Here is a 17,751-nt window from a genome sequence, read left to right on the forward strand (position 1 = left end):
TTTGAAAACAGATGAAAAGGCGGGCCTTGCCCTCATCTGTTCACAAATATCCTCGGGGGGAGCGCCGCAGGCGCGTGGGGGGCAGACAGCCCCCCTTTCTCATGGCGTCATCGCCTTGCGCTGGCGGTCGCGTTTCAGACCCAGCTGGCGTTCGCGCCAGATGATCAGGCAGCCCGCCGTGATCACCAGCGCAGCCCCGGCCAGCATGGTGGCGGTCGGCACCTCGCCAAACGCGAAATAGCCGATCAGCAGCGCGAACAGCATCGAGGCATAGTCGAAAGGCGCAATGAGCGAGGCATCGGCCTCGCGGTAGCTGGAGGTCAGGAGGATCTGGCCGATGCCGCCGAGGATTCCGGTGGTGACCATCAGCGCTGCCTCGTCGGGATGCGGCCAGACCCATCCCCAGGGCAGTGTCAGTAACGAGACCAGCGAGGCCGTTACCGAAAACCAGAAGACGATCGTCGAAGTCTTTTCGCCATTCACAAGTTTTCGGACGAAAACTTGGGCCAGGGCGGCGAAGACGGCGCCGAACAGGACCAGCAGCGCGCCAAGCGCCTCGGCCGCGCTGGCGCCGCTGTTGAGCGTCAGGCGCGGGCTGGCGACGATCAGCACCCCCGCCAGCCCCAGGCCGACCGCGCCGATGCGGAAGGCGCGCACCTCCTCGCCCAGGAACATCGCGGCGAAGATCACTGTCAGCAGCGGCGCGGCATAGCCGATGGCGGTCACCTCGGGCAGCGGCAGGAAGGCGAGGCCGGCAAAGCCGAAACCCATGGCCGCGGTGCCCATCAGCCCGCGCCAGACATGGCCCACCGGGTTCCTGGTGCCCAGCCCGGTGGTCAACTCGCGCCGCAGTCCCAGCCAGACCAGGATCACCGGCAGGGCAAAGAACGACCGGAAAAAGACCGCCTGGCCCGGCGGCACGCGATCGGCGGTCGCTTTGATCAGCGCCGACATGACGATGAAGACCAGCACCGAGCCGAGTTTCAGCGCGATGCCGCGCAAGGGGCGTTGCGGGGGTGTTTCGGGTTGCATGGCTCTGGTCCTGCCCTTTGGGCCGCGCTTTGGCAAGGGGGCGCCGCCTTGGGGCTGGACCCGGCCGCCGGGATCGGGTTCAGTCGGGGCAAAGCCGAGGGAGACGACCATGCCGAAACCGCCGCTTTCCGATCTGATCCGCCAGGGCCGGGGGCTGGATCCCGCCGATCTGGTCTTGCGGGGCGGGCGGGTGCTGGATGTGGTGACCGGCGATCTGCTGGAGGGCGATGTCGCGATCTGCGGCGGCGTCATCGTGGGGATCTGTGCCGATTACGAGGGGCGCGAGGTGGTGGATGTGACCGGGCGCATTCTGGTGCCCGGCTTCATCGACACCCATCTGCATATCGAAAGTTCGCTGGTCACGCCCTATGAATTCGACCGCTGTGTGCTGCCCCATGGCGTGACCACCGCCATTTGCGATCCGCATGAGATCGCCAATGTCTGCGGTCTGGCGGGGATCGGTTATTTTCTGGAGGCGAGCGCCCATACGGTGATGGATATCCGGGTGCAACTGTCGTCTTGCGTGCCCTCGACCCATATGGAGACCACGGGCGCCCGGCTGGAGGCGGCAGATCTGCTGCCCCTGATGGATCATCCGCGCGTCATCGGGCTGGCCGAGTTCATGAACTATCCCGGTGTGCTGCATGGCGATCCGGGCTGCATGGCCAAGCTGGAGGCGTTTCGCGGCCGGCATATCGACGGGCACAGCCCGCTTTTGTCGGGGCGCGACCTGAACGGCTATATCGCCGCCGGCATCCGCACCGAGCATGAGGCGACCACCGCCGAGGAGGCGCGGGAGAAGTTGCGCAAGGGGATGCGGGTCTTGATCCGCGAGGGGTCGGTTTCCAAGGATCTGCACGCGCTGGCGCCGGTGCTGACCGAACGCAGCTCGGCCTATTGCTGTTTCTGCACCGATGACCGCAACCCGCTGGATATCGCGGAACATGGCCATCTGGATTACCTGATCCGCACCGCGATCGCGCTTGGTTGCCCGCCGCTGGCGGCCTATCGCGCGGCCTCGCTTTCGGCGGCCGAGGCCTGCGGGCTCAAGGATCGCGGCCAGATCGCGCCGGGCAAGCGCGCCGATATCGTGGTGCTGGCCGATCTGGCGGCGTGTCGGCCCGAGATGGTATTCTCGGCCGGGGTGCGCGCGGGCGAGGCGGCCTTTGCCGCGCGCAAGGTGGTGCCGCCGGTCGCGCGGCATTCGGTCAAGGCGCCCCGGGTGGCGGCGACCGATTTCCGCACCGGCGGCAATCGCAGCGAAACGCCGGTGATCGGGGTCATTCCCGGCAAGATCATCACCGAACATCTGACCTTCGAGATCGCGCCGCAGGATGGCGACAAGCGCCCCGATCTGGCGCGCGACCTGATCAAGATCGCGGTGATCGAGCGCCACGGGGTGAACGGCAATCGCGCGACCGGCTTCGTCAAGGGCTTTGGCCTGCAACGCGGGGCCATCGCCTCCACCGTCTGTCACGATCACCACAATATCGCGGTGGTGGGTGCGGATTATACCGATATGGCGTTGGCGGCGAACCGGCTGTCAGAGATCGAGGGCGGTTTCGTGGTGACCGAGGGCGGGCGGGTGCTGGCGGAACTGGCGCTGCCGGTGGCGGGGCTGATGAGCCTGGAGCCCTTTGAGGTGGTGCGCGACGATCTGATCGCGCTGCGCGCCGCCGCGCGGTCGCTGGGCGTGGTGTTGGAGGAGCCGTTCCTGCAACTGGCCTTTCTGGCCCTGCCGGTGATCCCGCATCTGAAGATCACCGATCACGGTATGGTCGATGTGGATCGTTTCGAGGTCATGCCCTGACCGTGGCGCCTGTGGTGGGCGCCGGAGGGGTTTTGCACCCCTCCGGACCTCCCCGCAGGATATTTGTGAACAGATGAAGATCAGGATGCGGCGCCGGCCTCGATGAAGCGCATCGAGGCGGCGAGGGCCTTTGCCGGGTCGGGCAGGGCGTGGATCTCGGGCGCGAAGGGTTCAAAGCTGATCGGGCCGCGATAGCCGCCCCGGTGCAGGGCGCGGATCTGGGCGACATTGCCGAGCATGTCATCGGCATCGACCAGAATGCGATGCGGGTCGCGCAGGGCATTCACCTGCACCGGCGCGGTGACGCCCGAGACATGGACGATGCCGGTGAGGTCAGGAAAAAGCGTGCCGCCGCCGGCGAGGTGGTGGTGGAAGGTGTCATGCACCATGAACAGCGTGCCCGCGCCGCCCACGGCCTCGATGCAATCGGCCAGCACCTCCTTGTAGCGCAGCGAGCAGACCTCGAAGCCCAGCGGTTCGACCATGGCCTTCAGCCCGTGGGCGCGCAGCATCGGCAGCACCTCGCGCAGGGCGGTTTCGGTCACGCGGCGGCTGTCGGCGCGGTCGGTGGCGACACCGTCATTGCGCGGGATGAGGCTGATCGCCTCGGCCCCGGCGGCGGCGGCGATCTGCATCAGGGCCTCGGCCTCGGCGGCCTTGGTGTCGGACCAGTCGTTGAACATCTTGACCTCGGCCAGCGCGAGGAAGCGCAGGCCATGGGCGCGCAGGGTGGCGCCGACCTCGGCCGGGTCGGTGCCGCCGAACAGCGGGCCGGAAAGGTCATTGCGGTATTCCACGCCGACGCAGCCCAGCGTGGCCGCGAGATCGGCAAAGGCGCGCCAGTCGAGGCGCGGGGCGGTCATGTGGTTCAGGGCGAAGGGGAGCATGGTGACCTCGGGCTATTTTCGGAATGAATATTCCAGTTCGGGGCGTGGGCAAAGCCCCGGATCGCCGGGAATGATGGGATATCGTCAGACGCTTTCGCCGATATGTATCTCGGGCAGCAGGAAGATCTCGCCGAAATCGGCATTGTCCTGCACCAGCCGGGCCATCTGGCCGAACAACTGGCGGCAGAGCCGTTCCAGCGGGGTGTCGGTGACCATGGTGACGAGGCCATCCGCCAGCCCGCGCCGCGATTCGGGGGTGAGGGCCGAGACCACCAGCGAAACCGCGCTAGGGTCGCGATGCGCACGCAGGGCGGCGATCGCGCCCTCCATCCCGCCGCCGGCGACATAGATGCCGCGCAGGTCGGGGTGGCGCGCGAGCGCCACGCGCACCGCATCCTGCGTCAACTGCCGGGTTTCGAGATTGACGAAGGTGGGCAGCACCTCCAGCCCAGGGGCGATCTCGCGCAGGTAGCTGCGAAAGCCCGCCTCGCGCAGTTCGTGGCCATGCCAGCGATGACCGCCCACCACCAGCATGACCTTGCCCTGTGCGGCGCCAGTGGCGCGGGCGGAAAGCGCGGTGATCCAGCCGGCACTGCGCCCGATCTTGAGGTTGTCGAGGCCGAGATAGCCGGCGCGCAGCCCGAGGGCAAAGTCCGAGAGCAGGGCGATGACCGGCAGGCCGGTGCCGCGCAATTCCTCCACCGCGGCGGTGATTTCGGGGTGGTTGACCGCTGTCGCGGCCAGCACATCGCAGCGCCCGGCCATTGCGCGCAGGCTGGCGGCCATGTCGGAGGGAGCCTGCGAGGCCGAAAACTCCAGCACCAGTTCGCCGCGCAGGCCCGGTATCTCGGCGATGGCGCGTTCCAGTTCCTGCGCGAAGGCGCGGTAGAAATCCTGGCCCTGCTTGTGCAGCACGACGCCAAAGCGCAGCGTGCGGCCGGGGGCGGGGCCGCTGCCGTGCAATCGCCAGGCGGCGGGGTGGCCGATGCGCTGCGCGGCCTCGGCGATGCGGGTGCGGGTATCGGCGGCGACCTGTTCGCGCCCGTTCAGCGCGCGGTCCACTGTGGCGACCGACACGCCTGCCGCCGCCGCCAATGCCGCCATGCCGGGCCGTCTGGCCATGGTCGCCCCCTTTTGCCTGATGACGAGATTTGATGAAAATACGGCATCGCCGTCTTTCGCCATGATGGAATGTGTATTCTATTTTCGTCAAGACCCCGGATGCGATCCCACCGGGTCAGGGAGGACGAGGATGACGAAACGCGATTACAGCCTGTTGGGGCCGGATGGCGCCCGCGCGGTGGAGACCGGCCTTGCCGCCGCCGAATGGTATCATACCGAGGTGCCGCGCAAGGTGATGAAGGATCTGATGCAGCGATCCGACCAGCCGGCGATCCGCGACACGGTGATCTGGCTGGGCAGCATGGTGGTGCTGGCGGGGATCGGCATCGCGCTCTGGCCTTCGGTCTGGTCGGTGCCGTTCTGGCTGGCCTATGGAGTGCTCTATGGCTCCGCCTCGGATTCGCGCTGGCATGAATGCAGCCATGGCACCGCCTTCAAGACGCCCTGGATGAACAACGCGGTCTATGAAATCGCGTCCTTCATGATGATGCGCAATTCGGCGACCTGGCGCTGGAGCCATGCCCGCCACCATACCGACACCTATATCGTCGGGCGCGACCCGGAAATCGCGGTGATGCGCCCGCCGGCCTTTGCAAAGCTGGTGCTGAATTTCTTTGGGGTGTTCGATGTGCTGGCGGCGCTGCCGCGCATGGTGGTGAACGCGGTCTCGGGCCCCACGGCCGAGGAGCGCAGCTTCGTGCCGCAAAGCGAATGGGCAAAGGTCACGCGCGTCGCGCGGATCTATGTGGCGATCTATCTGGCGACGCTGGCGCTGGCGCTGTGGATGGGGTCGATCCTGCCGCTGATGGTCATCGGCCTGCCGCGGCTTTATGGCGCCTGGCACCATGTGATGACCGGGCTCTTGCAGCATGGCGGCTTGGCCGACAACGTGATCGACCACCGGCTGAACAGCCGCACGGTCTATATGAACCCGGTCAGCCGCTTCATCTACTGGAACATGAATTACCATGTGGAACATCACATGTTCCCGATGGTGCCCTATCATGCGCTGCCGCGCCTGCATGCGGTGATCCGGCATGACCTGCCGGCGCCCAACCGCTCCATCCCCGCGGCCTTTGCCGAGATGTGGCCGGCGCTGCGGCGCCAGCTGGTCTATGAGGATTTCTTTCTGAAGCGCGACTTGCCCGCCACCGCTAAACCCTATCGCGAGGATTTTCACCGCGCCGCCCTGGGCGACGCCGCCGTAACCCCTGCCGCATGAGGAAAGTGACATGACCGACTGGATTCGCGCCTGCGCCACCGACGATATCGACGCCGAGGACCTGATCCGCTTTGACCACGGATCGCAGACCTTTGCGATCTATCATTCGCCCGAGGGCGATTTCTACGCCACCGCCGGGCGCTGCACGCATGAGGATGTGCATCTGTGCGACGGGCTGGTGATGGGTCATCTGATCGAATGCCCCAAACATAATGGCCAGTTCGATTACCGCACCGGCGAGGCGAAACGCGCCCCCGTCTGTGTGAACCTGCGCACCTATCCGATCAAGGTCGAAGGCGGCGAGGTCTTTATCGGTATCAGCGGCTAGGGCTGGATCATCGCGCCGCGCCATTCGTTCATCGTATCGGTGCGGCGCAGCTGGTCGCCATAGACCAGCAGCCCCGCATCCAGCCGGATCGGCCGCAAGTTGGGCGCGGGTGCCGGCCCCGCGCCGGGGATCAGCGCCGCCCCCGACAGTTCCGCCAGTTGCCGCTGCGCCTCGGGTGACAGCAGATGCGACAGGAGCGCGGTGCCGCCATCGGGGTTGGGCGCCTGCACCGGCACGAAGGCCGATCGCACGATGGCCAGGGTGTAATCCTCGAAGCTCAGCTTCACCAGATCGGGGTCGTCGGGGGCAAAGCGGGCGGTGTAGCTGGCCACGACGTTATAGGCGATCGACACGCGCCCCTCGCGCAATTCGCGGATCATCTCGCCCGAACAGCAGAACACCCGGGCATTGAGCCGCCCCATCACCTCGGCCAGCCGCCAGAAGCCTTCGGATTGCTGGGCATCCTGCGAAATCAGGAAATAGCCCACGCCCGATGTGGCCGGGTCATAGGTGGCGACGCGGCCGTCAAAGCGGGCGGGGTCGTCGCGCAGCATGGCGATCAGGTCGCGGCGCGACCGGGGCAGGGGGGTATCGCCCAGCACCCGCCGCGAGGCCAGCGTCACCACCGGCTCCAGTGCCACGCCGAACAGCTGGTCGCGCCAGCGCGCCCAGGCGGGCAGGCCGGTCGCATCGGGGGTGACACCGGCGGCCAGACCGTCATTGACCAGCCGCATCTGCAAATCCATGGCCGAGGACATGACCAGATCGAAGGGGGCGCCCTCGGTGCCGATGGCGCGAAAGGTCTCAAGGCTGGCGGCCTGCACATAGCGGATGCGCTGCCAGGGGTGGCGCGCGGCATAGCTTTCCAGCACGCCCGCGATGGCCGCGACATCGGTGGTGGAGAGGACGGCGATTTCCTCGGGCGCGTCGGCGGGGCCGAAGACCCGCTCCAGCTCCATCTCGAAGCCCAGGGCCGGGCCGGCCAGCATGAGCGCCAGCAGGCCGCCGATCAATCGGCGCGCGGCAAGATGAGCGTGGCGCATGTGCCCCCCTCCTTTCCCGGTTCCAGGGTGAAGCGCCCGCCATGGGCGAGGGCGACCTCTGACACGATGGTCAGGCCCAGGCCCGACCCCACCACATCGCCGGCATTCGACCCGCGGCGGAACCGTTCGGTCAGATCGCCCGCATCGGCAGGCAGGCCCCGGCCCTGATCGCAGATGCTCAGCCGGGTCTCGTCGGTCTGGCTCAGGCGCAGGGTCACGGTGCTGTCGGGGTCGGAATATTTCAGCGCATTGTCCAGCAGGTTGCGCAGCGCCACCTCGATCATGCGGGCGTCGCCGGTCAGCGGGCAGGGTGTTTCCAGCCCCTCGGCGCGCAGGCCGATCTCGCGCATTTCCGCCACCGGGGTAATGTCGCGCAACGCGCCCGCCGCCAGGGCGGCGAGATCGAAACCCGCCGCCTCGAACTGATCCGACCGATACAGCACCATCGCATGATCGAGGATCTGGCTGGCAGAGCGGCTGCTTTCGCCGATGGCACGGATCATCCGGCGCAGTCGCATGCGGGTCGCTTCGTCCTGCGCCTCGGAGAGCGCGAGTTCCGCCTCGGTGCGCACCAGCGACAGGGGGGTGCGGATGCGATGCGCGGCCTCGAAGATGAAGGTCTCGGCCAGTTGCAGCGACAGCCGCAGCCGCGCGATGAAGCCGTTGAGCGCGCGCAGCAGCGGCGACAATTCGCGCGGGGCAGGGTGACGCACCGGGCGCAGATCATGCGGGCCGCGCCGCGACACCGCCTCTGTCAGCAATTCGACCGGGCGCAGCACATTGCGGACCGACAGCATGGCCAGCGGCAGCGCCAGCACCAGAAAGCCCAGGCCCAGCCAGGCGGCGTTGCGCGCGGTATGGCGGGCGATCTCGGCCTGGCCAAAGCGGGTCTGGCCCAGCACCACCGTCACAAGCTGTGTCTGGTTTTCCACCAATGCGGAACGGGTGATCGCCGCCAGCCGCAGATCGGCGCCGCGATAGGCGGCATCGTAAAAGACGGGCGACAGGTCTTCGGGCATTTGGGGGGGCGCGGGCAGGCCCTCGTATCCGCTGAGAAAGGCATTGCCCAGACGCAGGCTGTAGAAAATGCGTTCCTCGCCCATGGCGCCCAGGATCGAGAAGGTCGCATAGGGCAGATCCAGCACCAGCCCGTCATCGCCGCTGCGCACCCCGTCGGCGATGGAATTGACCGCCGCCGCCAGCACCGCATCCTGCGAGGCACTGGAGGCGGTCTCGGCGCTGTAGCGGACCGCGATGAACAAAAGCGCCGCCAGCAGCGCCGACAGCGCGACGATCTGCCAGATCAGCCGGTGCCGCAGCGAGGGCTGGCCGGGCCAGAGCGGGATCATTCGGGAAAGAACCTGTAGCCGACACCGCGGAGCGTCTCGAGCCGCGCGCCCGATCCTTCCAGCTTGCGGCGCAGCCGGCCGACATAGACCTCGATCGCGTTGTCGCTGACCATTTCGTCAAAGGAAAACAGCCGGTCGATCAGATGCGCCTTGGAATAGGCCTGACCGGGACGGCTGAGCAGGATTTCCAGCAGACGCAATTCGCGGGCGCGCAATTCGCGCGTCTCGTCGCCCACGGTGATGGTGGCGCCCAGCGGATCATAGGTGAAACCGGCAAAGCGGCGCAGGCTGTCGGCGGCGCCGGCATGGCGGCGCAGCACGGCGCGGCAGCGCGCCAGCAATTCGGCAAAGTCGAAGGGTTTGACGATGTAGTCATCGGCGCCGCGATCCAGCGTGGTCACGCGGTCATTCACCGAGGCGCTGGCCGTCATCATGATCACCGGAACGCTGCCGCCCGCCGCCCGGTCCTGCGCCAGAAAATCGCGTCCGTCGCCATCGGGCATCGAGATATCGAGCAGAATCAGGTCATAGGGGGCCGCGCGCAGCAGATCGCGCGCATCGGCCAGCGTGGCGGCCCGGTCCACGCCATGCCCCTCAAGCGCCAGCCGCGACGCGACGGCTTGGGCCAGTTCGTCGGTATCTTCGACCAGCAGGAATCGCATTTGACCGGATTTTCGGCAGTGGATGACAGGTTCGTGTCAGCTTTTCAGCAAAGTGTGTTTTCCGCAAGCCTGCGCTGCGGCGCGAATAACCGTCTGGGAGGACAACATGAAAATCTGGACCCGTGCGACCCTTGCCGCACTTCTGATGGGGGCTGCGGCGCCGGCCATGGCCGAGGAATGCATCGCCCCCGCCAACCCCGGCGGCGGCTGGGATTTCACCTGCCGCCAGATCGGCCGCATCATGACCGAACTGGGCATCACGCCCAATCTGGTGCAGGTCACCAACCTCGCGGGCGCCGGCGGCGGCGTGGCTTTCACGCAGATCGTGGCCGACCGCAACGAGGATGCCGAAGTGTTCGTGGCCGCCTCTTCGGCCACCACGACGCGCCTGGCGCAGAACGCCTTTGCCGGCGCCAGCGCCGACCAGGTGCGCTGGGTGGGCACGATCGGCGGTGATCCGGGCGTCATCGTGGTCGCGAAGGATTCGCCCTTCCAGAACCTGAACGATCTGGTCGCGGCGGTGAAGGCCGACCCGACCAAGGTGACCTTTGCCGGCGGTTCGGCCGTGGGCGGGTTTGACCACCTGAAAGTCCTGATGACCATGGACAAGGCCGGGTTCGAAGACGCCCGCGCGGTCAAGTATATCGGTCTCGATGGCGGCGCCGATGCGATCACCCAGACGGTTGGCGGCTTTACCCAGGCCATGACGGGCGACCTGTCCGAGGTCACCGGCTTCATCAAGTCGGGCGATGTGCGCGCGGTGGCCGTGCTGTCGGATGCCCGCGTGCCGGGCTTTGACGACGTGCCGACCGCCAAGGAACAGGGCGTCGATATCGTCGCGATGAACTGGCGCGGCATCTATGTGCCCAAGGGGATCAGCGATGACGCCTATGCCAAATGGGTCGATACGCTGAAGAAGGTCGGCGAAAGCGAGCAGTGGAAGACCGTGATGGCCGAAAACGGCCTGGCCCCCTACACCGTGCTGGGCGCCGATTTCGAAACCTTCGTGACCGAGAACATCGCCCAGATCCAGGAGATCTCGAAAGAGATCGGGCTGCTGCAATAATGCGCGGCGACCGTATCTTCGGTCTGGTCATCATCGTTGTGGCGCTGGGGTATATCCTCAGCGCCCACGGCATCGAGACCAGCTTCATGTCCGATCCCGTCGGCCCGCGGATCTTTCCCTATATGATCGCGGGCGTGATGATCCTGTGTTCGCTGGTCATGGTGCTGAAACCCGACCCGGATGCGGACTGGCCCAGTGGCGCGGTGCTGGGGCAGCTTGCCCTCGCGCTGGTCATGCTGCTGGCCTATGCCTTTCTCATCACGCCGCTGGGCTTCATCCTGCCTACCATCCTGGTTGCCGGGGTGCTGAGCTGGCAGATCAGCGGCCGCCCCGTGCCCGCCGCCCTGACCGGGCTGGGCCTGGGGATCGGCCTTTTCGTGCTGTTCCGCATCATTCTGGGGCTGGGGCTGCGCGGCCTGCCCGCCGGCTGGGGGTTCTGAGCCATGGACATTCTTTCCAATCTCGCGATGGGGTTCGAGATCGCCGCCTCGCCCTATACGCTGTTGCTGGCGGTGATCGGCGCCTTTGTCGGCACCATCATCGGCGCGCTGCCGGGCCTTGGCCCGTCGAACGGGGTGGCGCTGCTCATTCCGATTTCGTTTTCGCTGGGGCTTGATGCCATTTCGGCGCTGGTCCTGCTGACCTCGGTCTATTACGGGGCGATGTATGGCGGGCGGATCAGTTCGATCCTGCTCAATATCCCCGGCGATGAACCGGCGATGATGACCACGCTGGACGGCTATCCGATGGCGCGACAGGGCATGGCCGCCGAGGCGCTGGTCGTGTCGGGCGTGGCGTCCTTCGTGGGGTCGTTCCTGGCCACTGTCGGCCTGATGATCTTTGCGCCCTATCTGGCGGGCGTGGCCTACAAGTTCGGTCCGGCCGAATATTTCGCGCTCTATATGCTGGCCTTCTGCACGCTTGGGGGCATGGGGTCGAACAACCAGGCCAAGGCCGCGCTGGCCGCCGCCATCGGTCTGGCCATCTCGATGATCGGGCTGGACAAGACCACGGGCATGCCGCGCTTTACCTTCGGGCAGTTGCACCTGATGGACGGGATCGACTTTCTGGTCGCCATCGTCGGTCTGTTTGCGGTGGTCGAGGTGTTCTTCTTCATCGAAAGCCATGGCAGCAACAGCGCCATCGGGGTGAAGCTGGGCAAGATCCTGATCCCGTGGAAGATGCTGAAACAGACCTCGGGCGCGATGCTGCGCGGCACGGGGATCGGCTTCATCGCGGGCGTTCTGCCGGGGGCGGGGGCTTCGCTCGGGTCGTTCCTGGCCTATATGGGCGAAAAGTCGCTGTCGTCCGACAAGGCGAGTTTTGGCAAGGGCAATCCGCGCGGCGTGGCCGCACCCGAGGCCGGCAACAATGCCGCCGCAGGGGGGGCGCTGGTGCCGATGCTGACGCTGGGTGTGCCGGGTTCGGGCACCACGGCCGTGCTGCTGGCGCTGCTCCTCACGCTCAACATCACGCCGGGGCCGCTGCTGTTCTCCGAACGGCCCGAGGTGGTCTGGTCGCTGATCGCGGCGCTGCTGATCGCCAACGTCGTGCTGCTGCTGATGAACGTGCCGATGGTCAAGATCTTCGTGCATATCCTGTCGGTGCCGGCCTGGATCCTGCTGCCGGGGGTCACGATGGTCGCCTTTGTGGGGATCTATTCGCTGACCGGGTCGGGCTTCGACATGCTCATGATGGTGGGCTTCGGCGTGCTGGGCTATGTGATGAAAAAGCTCGACATGCCGACGGTGCCGGTGATCCTGGGCATCCTGCTGGGCAATGCGATGGAAGACAACCTGCGCCGCGCGATGGTCCTGTCGAATGGCGACTGGAAGATCCTGTTTTCCTCGCCGATCTCGATCGGGCTCTGGATCGCGGCGGTGCTGGGCTTTATTGCCCCGCTGGTGCTGCGGCGTTTCCTGAAAAAGCCGCCGCTGCCGCAGACCGATCCGATGGCGAATGAGGACTGAGATGACGACGCGCGTTCTGGTGCCTTCGGGCGTGTTGGGGCTGGGTTTCGACCGCAAGGCGCTGGCGCGCGGCGTGGCCGCAAGGCCTGACATCATCTGCATCGACGGGGGGTCCACGGATAGTGGGCCCTTCAGCCTTGGGGCGGGCGTGTCGAAATATTCGCGCGCCGCGTCCAAGGCGGAATGGCGGCTGCTGATGCAGGCGCGGGCCGACGCGGGCGTGCCGCTGGTCATCGGCACCGCCGGCACCTGCGGCACCGACAGCACGGTGGACTGGATGTTCGACATCACCGCCGAACTGGCGGCGGAGCTGGGGCAAAAGGTCAAGGTTGCGCGGCTCTATTCCAGTCAGCCCAAGGCGCGCATCGCCCAGGCGCTGGCCGAGAGCCGCATCGCCCCCCTGACACCCGCCCCCGAGATCGACCTTGACCGGCTGGGCAATATCGTGGCGCTGGCGGGGGCCGAACAGATTCAGGCGGCGCTGGCGACCGGCGCCGATATCGTCATTGCCGGGCGCACCACCGATACCGCGACCATCGCCGCATTGCCGTTGTTGCGGGGCGATCATGCCGGCGGGGTCTGGCATGGCGCCAAGATCGCGGAATGCGGCGCGCTGTGTTCCACCAACCCGACCTCGGGGGTGATCCTGGTCGATTTCGACGCGGCCGGATTCACCGTTGAGCCGCTGGCCCAAGGTGCGGCCTGCACGCCGCATTCGGTCTCGGCGCATATGCTGTATGAAAATTCCGATCCGTTCCGCCTGTATGAACCCGGCGGCCATCTGGATGTGACCGGCGCGCGCTACACCGCAGTTGATGCGCGCCGCGTGCGGGTCGAAGGGTCGGCCTGGGTGCCCGGCCCCTATACGGTCAAGCTGGAGGGCGCGCGGGTCGCGGGCTACCAGACCACGATTCTCGCCATTCTGCGCAATGCGCATTATGTGGCGAATGCCCGGGCCTGGGTCGATCGGCTGACCGGCTTTCTGCATGGCGAAATCGCCAGCCGCATGGGGCTGGAAAGGGACGCCTACGATCTGGAATTCCGCCTGATCGGCGTCGATGGCGCGCTTGGCCCGCTGGAAAACCGCCGGGGCGATCCGGTCGAGGTGGGCGTGCTGGGCATCGTCACCGCCCAAAGCCAGGAGATCGCGGCCGAGATCGGCAAGCTGATCAACCCCTTCGTGCTGCATTACCCGCTGACCGATGACGAGGAATTGCCGACCTTCGCCTTTCCCTATTCGCCGGCCACCACCGACCGCGGCGCGCTGTATGAATTCGCGCTGAACCACGTGATGCGGATCGACGATCCGATGGCGGCCTTCCGGCTGACCGTCACCGACCTGACCCCGGAGGGCATGGCATGAAACTGGGCGATCTGGTGTTGAAGGTGCGGTCCAAGAATGCCGGGCCGTTCTGGGTGACCATCGACATCTTCTGCGACACGCCCGAGGCCTATGCCCGGGTGACGCAAGGATTGGCCACGGCCACGGTCGCGGGGCTGTATCAGGTGCCTGAGCAATTGCTCAAGCGCTTTGACATTCCCGATCTGCGGGTGGTGAAATTCAGCCTGCCGCGCCCGGTGATCCAGGGTTCGGCGGCGGATCGTGACATGCATGGCGCGCAATATGCGGCGCTGCTGGAAGAACATGACCTCGTCTAGACGCCGCGCACTGACCTTTGCGCTGGCCGCCCTGGGGGCGGCGCTCTTTCTGGTGGCGGGGCTGCCGCTGCCGTTTCTGCTGGGGCCGATGCTGGCCTGCCTGCTGGCCGCGCTGATCGGCGCCCCGCTGGCCGGCGCGGGGCAGTTCGGCATCTTCATGCGCACCTTTCTGGGGGTGGCGGTCGGATCGTCGATCACGCCCTCGGTGCTGGCCGAATTGCCCGATCTGGCGGGCTCGCTTGCCATCGTGCCGCTGTTCATCGCGGTCATCGCACTGGTCGGCTATCCGCTGTTTCGCCGGGTCTTCGGCTTTGACCACCCGACTGCCTGGTATGCCGCCATGCCCGGCGGCTTGCAGGATATGCTGGTCTTTGGCGAGGAGGCGGGCGGCGACGTGCGGGCGCTGTCGCTGATCCATGCGACGCGGGTGCTGGTCATCGTCACCGTGGCGCCGCTGATCATGACCTTCTACTGGGGCGTGGATCTGTCGCAGCCCCCCGGCGCGCCGCTGCGCGCCACCGACCCGGTCGAGGTGGGCGTCATGGTCGCGGCGGGCTTCTTTGGCTGGAAGATCGCCGAAAGAGTGGGGCTGTTCGGCGCCTCGATCCTGGGGCCGATGATCCTGACCGCGGTCCTGTCGCTGTCGGGCCTGATCACGCACCGCCCCCCGGCCGAGATCATCCAGGCCGCGCAATTCTTCATCGGGATCGCGGTCGGGGTGAAATATGCCGGCATCACCTGGCGCGAATTGCGGGTCGATGTGTCGGCGGGGCTGGTCTATGCGCTGGTGCTGGCCGGGATCAGCCTGATCTTCATCGAACTGATCGTCTGGCTGGGGCTCGCGCCCGCGCTCGACGCCTTTCTGGCCTATCTGCCGGGGGGGCAGGCCGAGATGGTGGTCATCGCCATCATCGCCGGTGCCGATCTGGCCTATGTCGTCAGCCACCACCTGTTGCGCATCATCATCGTCATCACCCTGTCGCCGCTGATTTCCCGCCTGTTCGACCGCCCCGGACGGCCCTAGCCCCCTGCGGGCGCCTTGCACGCCCGGGCCTGCGCCGTTAAACGGAAGCAAACTGTCAGAAGGGGCATGTCCCATGTCGATTGATGTCGAAACCGCGCGGCGGGTGGCCAAGCTCGCGCGCATCCAGGTGGATGATGGCGACCTGCCGGCGCTGGCGGGCGAATTGTCGAATATCCTGGGCTTCATGGAACAGCTCAACGAAGTGGATGTCGAAGGGGTGGAGCCGATGACCTCGGTCACGCCGATGCGGCTGAAGCGCCGGGCCGATGTGGTGACCGACGGCAATATCCAGGACAAGGTGCTGAAGAACGCCCCCGATGCCCGCGAAGGGTTCTTTGCCGTGCCGAAGGTGGTGGAATGACGAATGCGAACGAACTGACCCTGGCCGAGGCGCGTGACGCGCTGCGCAAGGGCGACCTGACGGCGACCGACCTGACCATGGCCTGCCTGACCGCGATGGATGCGGGCGACGAGCTTGGCGCCTATGTCCACAAGACGCCGGATCTTGCGCTCGATCAGGCGCGCGCCGCCGATCTGCGGCTGAAGGCGGGCGATGCGCCCGATCTGTGCGGCATTCCGCTGGGCATCAAGGATCTGTTCTGCACCAAGGGCGTGCCCTCGCAGGCGGCGTCGAACATCCTTGCGGGGTTCCGGCCGGAATACGAATCCACCGTTACGTCCAAGCTGTTCGATGCGGGCGCGGTGATGCTGGGCAAGCTGAACATGGACGAATTCGCCATGGGCTCGTCCAACGAATCGTCCTGCTACGGGCCGGCGGTGAACCCCTGGCGCGTCGATGACCGCGAACTGACCCCGGGCGGGTCGTCGGGCGGGTCGGCCAGCGCGGTGGCGGGCGATCTGTGCATCGCGGCGACCGGCACCGATACCGGCGGGTCGATCCGCCAGCCGGCGGCGTTCTGCGGCATCGTGGGGATCAAGCCCACCTATGGCCGCGTCAGCCGCTGGGGGATCATCGCCTATGCCTCCTCGCTGGATCAGGCCGGGCCGATGACCAAATCGGTGCGCGATGCCGCGATCATGCTGGGCGCCATGGCCGGGCACGATCCGAAGGACAGCACCAGTGCCGAAATCGCCGTGCCGGATTTCGAGGCGGCCCTGACCGGCGATATTCGCGGCAAGAAGATCGGCATTCCGAAGGAATACCGCCTGCCGGGCCTGCGCCCCGAGATCCAGAAGATCTGGGACAAGGGCGCCGAGATGCTGCGCGACGCCGGGGCCGAGATCGTCGAAGTGTCGCTGCCGCATACGAAATATGCGCTGCCCGCCTATTACGTCATCGCCCCGGCCGAGGCCTCCAGCAACCTGGCGCGCTATGATGGCGTGCGCTACGGCCACCGCGCGAAACTGGCGGCGGGCGACGGCATCACCGAGATGTATGAAAAGACCCGCGCCGAAGGTTTCGGCGCCGAGGTGCAGCGCCGCGTGATGATCGGCACCTATGTGCTGTCGGCCGGTTTCTATGACGCCTATTACAACCGCGCGCGCAAGGTGCGGGCTCTGATCAAGCGCGACTTCGAACAGGCCTTCGCCGCCGGGGTGGACGCGATCCTGACCCCGGCCACGCCGACCCCGGCCTTTGGCCTGGGCGAGATGCACAGCGCCAATCCGGTGGAGATGTATCTCAACGACGTGTTCACCGTGACGCTGAATCTGGCGGGGTTGCCGGGCGTGTCGGTGCCGGTCGGGCTTGATCCCGACGGGCTGCCGCTGGGCCTGCAACTGATCGGCAAACCCTGGGAGGAAGGCGCGCTGCTCAATCACGCCTATGTGCTGGAGCGTGCGGCGGGCTTTGTTTCCAAGCCCGCGAAATGGTGGTAAGGCCCCGCCCGATAGACGCAGTCCGGCCCCGATCCGGGGCCGGTTCCCCTTCCGAAGGACCATATGCGATGCGCGCCGTCTCTCTTGCCCTGATTGCCCTTGCGCCGCTGGCGCTGGTTGCCTGTGGCCCGACCGTGCCGGATTCGGGCGCGGGCGTCGGCTTTGGCGATTATGACAGCTACAACGCTCAGCGCGAGGCCGCGCTGACCACCGGCGCGCCGATGGTGGCGCCGGGGGCGCAGCCGATCATGGGCGGCGGGGTCACCACCGGGCAACCGCTGGGCGCGGCCGCCCCGGCGGCTTCGGGCTTTTCGGCCGAACGGATCGGTGCCGCGATCGACAATGCAGGCGGGGCGCCTGCGCCGGGTGTCGGCGCGCCGCTCGATCCCATGGCCCAGCCGCTGACGGGCGCGCCGATGGCCACGGCGATCACCCCGCCGCCGCTGGCGCCGGCGGTGCCGGTGGCCAACCTGCCGACCCGGGCCGGCAATTCGGCCAATATCGTGCAATTCGCGCTCAGCACCACCAATGGCGTGGGGCAGGCGATCTATGACCGCGGCTCGCTGCAATTGCGCAACCCCGAACGGGCCTGCGCCGCCTATCCCTCGCCCGATCAGGCGCAGGCGGCCTTCCTGGATGCCGGTGGGCCGGAGAAGGATCGCAAGGGGCTGGATCCCGATGGCGACGGTTTCGCCTGCGCCTGGGATCCGACGCGCTTCCGCAAGGCCGTGCAATAAT

18 protein-coding genes are annotated in these 17,751 nt (G+C 66.8%); 12 read left to right on the forward strand and 6 right to left on the reverse strand.

All coding sequences use genetic code 11. From position 1 onward, the window contains the following. Positions 1-99 precede the first annotated feature (99 nt). Positions 100-1,032, reverse strand: a complete 933-nt coding sequence (locus tag FOA17_RS05870) for a DMT family transporter (RefSeq protein ID WP_149140519.1) — start codon at positions 1,030-1,032, stop codon at positions 100-102. A 109-nt stretch (positions 1,033-1,141) separates the two neighbouring features. Between FOA17_RS05870 and ade the strand changes: the two genes are divergently transcribed. Then, positions 1,142-2,842 (forward strand): adenine deaminase, encoded by a 1,701-nt coding sequence (gene ade, locus FOA17_RS05875; RefSeq protein ID WP_149140520.1) that lies wholly within the window; start codon positions 1,142-1,144, stop codon positions 2,840-2,842. A gap of 80 nt (positions 2,843-2,922) precedes the next feature. On the opposite strand, the gene FOA17_RS05880 is transcribed toward ade, so the two are convergent. Continuing rightward, complete coding sequence (locus tag FOA17_RS05880; RefSeq protein WP_149140521.1) at positions 2,923-3,729, reverse strand: TIM barrel protein; 807 nt, start codon at positions 3,727-3,729, stop codon at positions 2,923-2,925. A gap of 84 nt (positions 3,730-3,813) precedes the next feature. Further along, positions 3,814-4,851 carry a LacI family DNA-binding transcriptional regulator gene (locus tag FOA17_RS05885; RefSeq protein WP_149140522.1) on the reverse strand — a complete coding sequence of 346 codons (1,038 nt, stop codon included), beginning with the start codon at positions 4,849-4,851 and terminating at the stop codon, positions 3,814-3,816. Positions 4,852-4,981: 130 nt separating this feature from the next. Between FOA17_RS05885 and FOA17_RS05890 the strand changes: the two genes are divergently transcribed. Further along, a complete protein-coding gene (locus FOA17_RS05890) occupies positions 4,982-6,073 on the forward strand; it encodes a fatty acid desaturase family protein (RefSeq protein ID WP_149140523.1) in 1,092 nt (363 codons plus the stop codon). A gap of 10 nt (positions 6,074-6,083) precedes the next feature. After that, positions 6,084-6,401, forward strand: a complete 318-nt coding sequence (locus FOA17_RS05895; RefSeq protein ID WP_149140524.1) for a MocE family 2Fe-2S type ferredoxin — start codon at positions 6,084-6,086, stop codon at positions 6,399-6,401. Here the strand turns inward: FOA17_RS05895 and FOA17_RS05900 are convergent. From FOA17_RS05900 to FOA17_RS05910, 3 genes are read right to left on the reverse strand one after another with little or no spacing between them, the layout of a single operon-like run. Then, a complete protein-coding gene (locus FOA17_RS05900) occupies positions 6,398-7,444 on the reverse strand; it encodes an ABC transporter substrate-binding protein (protein ID WP_149140525.1) in 1,047 nt (348 codons plus the stop codon). The two genes, FOA17_RS05895 and FOA17_RS05900, sit on opposite strands and share 4 nt — an antisense overlap. Further along, positions 7,411-8,793, reverse strand: a complete 1,383-nt coding sequence (locus FOA17_RS05905) for a sensor histidine kinase (protein ID WP_149140526.1) — start codon at positions 8,791-8,793, stop codon at positions 7,411-7,413. The genes FOA17_RS05900 and FOA17_RS05905 overlap by 34 nt, the downstream gene beginning before the upstream one ends. Continuing rightward, complete coding sequence (locus FOA17_RS05910) at positions 8,790-9,455, reverse strand: response regulator transcription factor (protein WP_149140527.1); 666 nt, start codon at positions 9,453-9,455, stop codon at positions 8,790-8,792. Before FOA17_RS05910 ends, FOA17_RS05905 begins: the two co-directional genes overlap by 4 nt. 106 nt (positions 9,456-9,561) lie before the next feature. Here FOA17_RS05910 and FOA17_RS05915 point away from each other — a divergent pair, with 106 nt between their 5' ends. From FOA17_RS05915 to FOA17_RS05955, 9 genes are all read left to right on the forward strand, one after another. Beyond that, positions 9,562-10,521 (forward strand): Bug family tripartite tricarboxylate transporter substrate binding protein, encoded by a 960-nt coding sequence (locus FOA17_RS05915; protein WP_149140528.1) that lies wholly within the window; start codon positions 9,562-9,564, stop codon positions 10,519-10,521. Beyond that, on the forward strand, positions 10,521-10,961 hold the full coding sequence (locus FOA17_RS05920; RefSeq protein WP_149140529.1) for a tripartite tricarboxylate transporter TctB family protein: 441 nt from the start codon (positions 10,521-10,523) through the stop codon (positions 10,959-10,961). The genes FOA17_RS05915 and FOA17_RS05920 overlap by 1 nt, the downstream gene beginning before the upstream one ends. Positions 10,962-10,964: 3 nt before the next feature. Then, positions 10,965-12,491 carry a tripartite tricarboxylate transporter permease gene (locus tag FOA17_RS05925; RefSeq protein WP_149140530.1) on the forward strand — a complete coding sequence of 509 codons (1,527 nt, stop codon included), beginning with the start codon at positions 10,965-10,967 and terminating at the stop codon, positions 12,489-12,491. 1 nt (position 12,492) lies between these two features. After that, a complete protein-coding gene (locus FOA17_RS05930; RefSeq protein ID WP_149140531.1) occupies positions 12,493-13,854 on the forward strand; it encodes an acyclic terpene utilization AtuA family protein in 1,362 nt (453 codons plus the stop codon). Next, positions 13,851-14,150, forward strand: coding sequence for a DUF4387 domain-containing protein (locus FOA17_RS05935; RefSeq protein WP_149140532.1), 300 nt, complete (start codon positions 13,851-13,853; stop codon positions 14,148-14,150). Before FOA17_RS05930 ends, FOA17_RS05935 begins: the two co-directional genes overlap by 4 nt. Beyond that, positions 14,104-15,174 (forward strand): AbrB family transcriptional regulator, encoded by a 1,071-nt coding sequence (locus FOA17_RS05940; protein WP_238991725.1) that lies wholly within the window; start codon positions 14,104-14,106, stop codon positions 15,172-15,174. Before FOA17_RS05935 ends, FOA17_RS05940 begins: the two co-directional genes overlap by 47 nt. A 73-nt stretch (positions 15,175-15,247) precedes the next feature. Next, the gene (gene gatC / locus FOA17_RS05945; RefSeq protein WP_149140533.1) at positions 15,248-15,535 is read left to right on the forward strand and encodes an Asp-tRNA(Asn)/Glu-tRNA(Gln) amidotransferase subunit GatC; all 288 of its coding nucleotides are present in this window, start codon (positions 15,248-15,250) and stop codon (positions 15,533-15,535) included. After that, on the forward strand, positions 15,532-17,013 hold the full coding sequence (gene gatA, locus FOA17_RS05950) for an Asp-tRNA(Asn)/Glu-tRNA(Gln) amidotransferase subunit GatA (protein ID WP_149140534.1): 1,482 nt from the start codon (positions 15,532-15,534) through the stop codon (positions 17,011-17,013). The genes gatC and gatA overlap by 4 nt, the downstream gene beginning before the upstream one ends. A gap of 68 nt (positions 17,014-17,081) precedes the next feature. After that, on the forward strand, positions 17,082-17,750 hold the full coding sequence (locus FOA17_RS05955) for a hypothetical protein (protein ID WP_149140535.1): 669 nt from the start codon (positions 17,082-17,084) through the stop codon (positions 17,748-17,750). Position 17,751: the final 1 nt, after the last annotated feature.

The organism is Gemmobacter caeruleus (assembly GCF_008271655.1).
In the GTDB taxonomy this organism is placed as follows: domain Bacteria; phylum Pseudomonadota; class Alphaproteobacteria; order Rhodobacterales; family Rhodobacteraceae; genus Gemmobacter; species Gemmobacter caeruleus.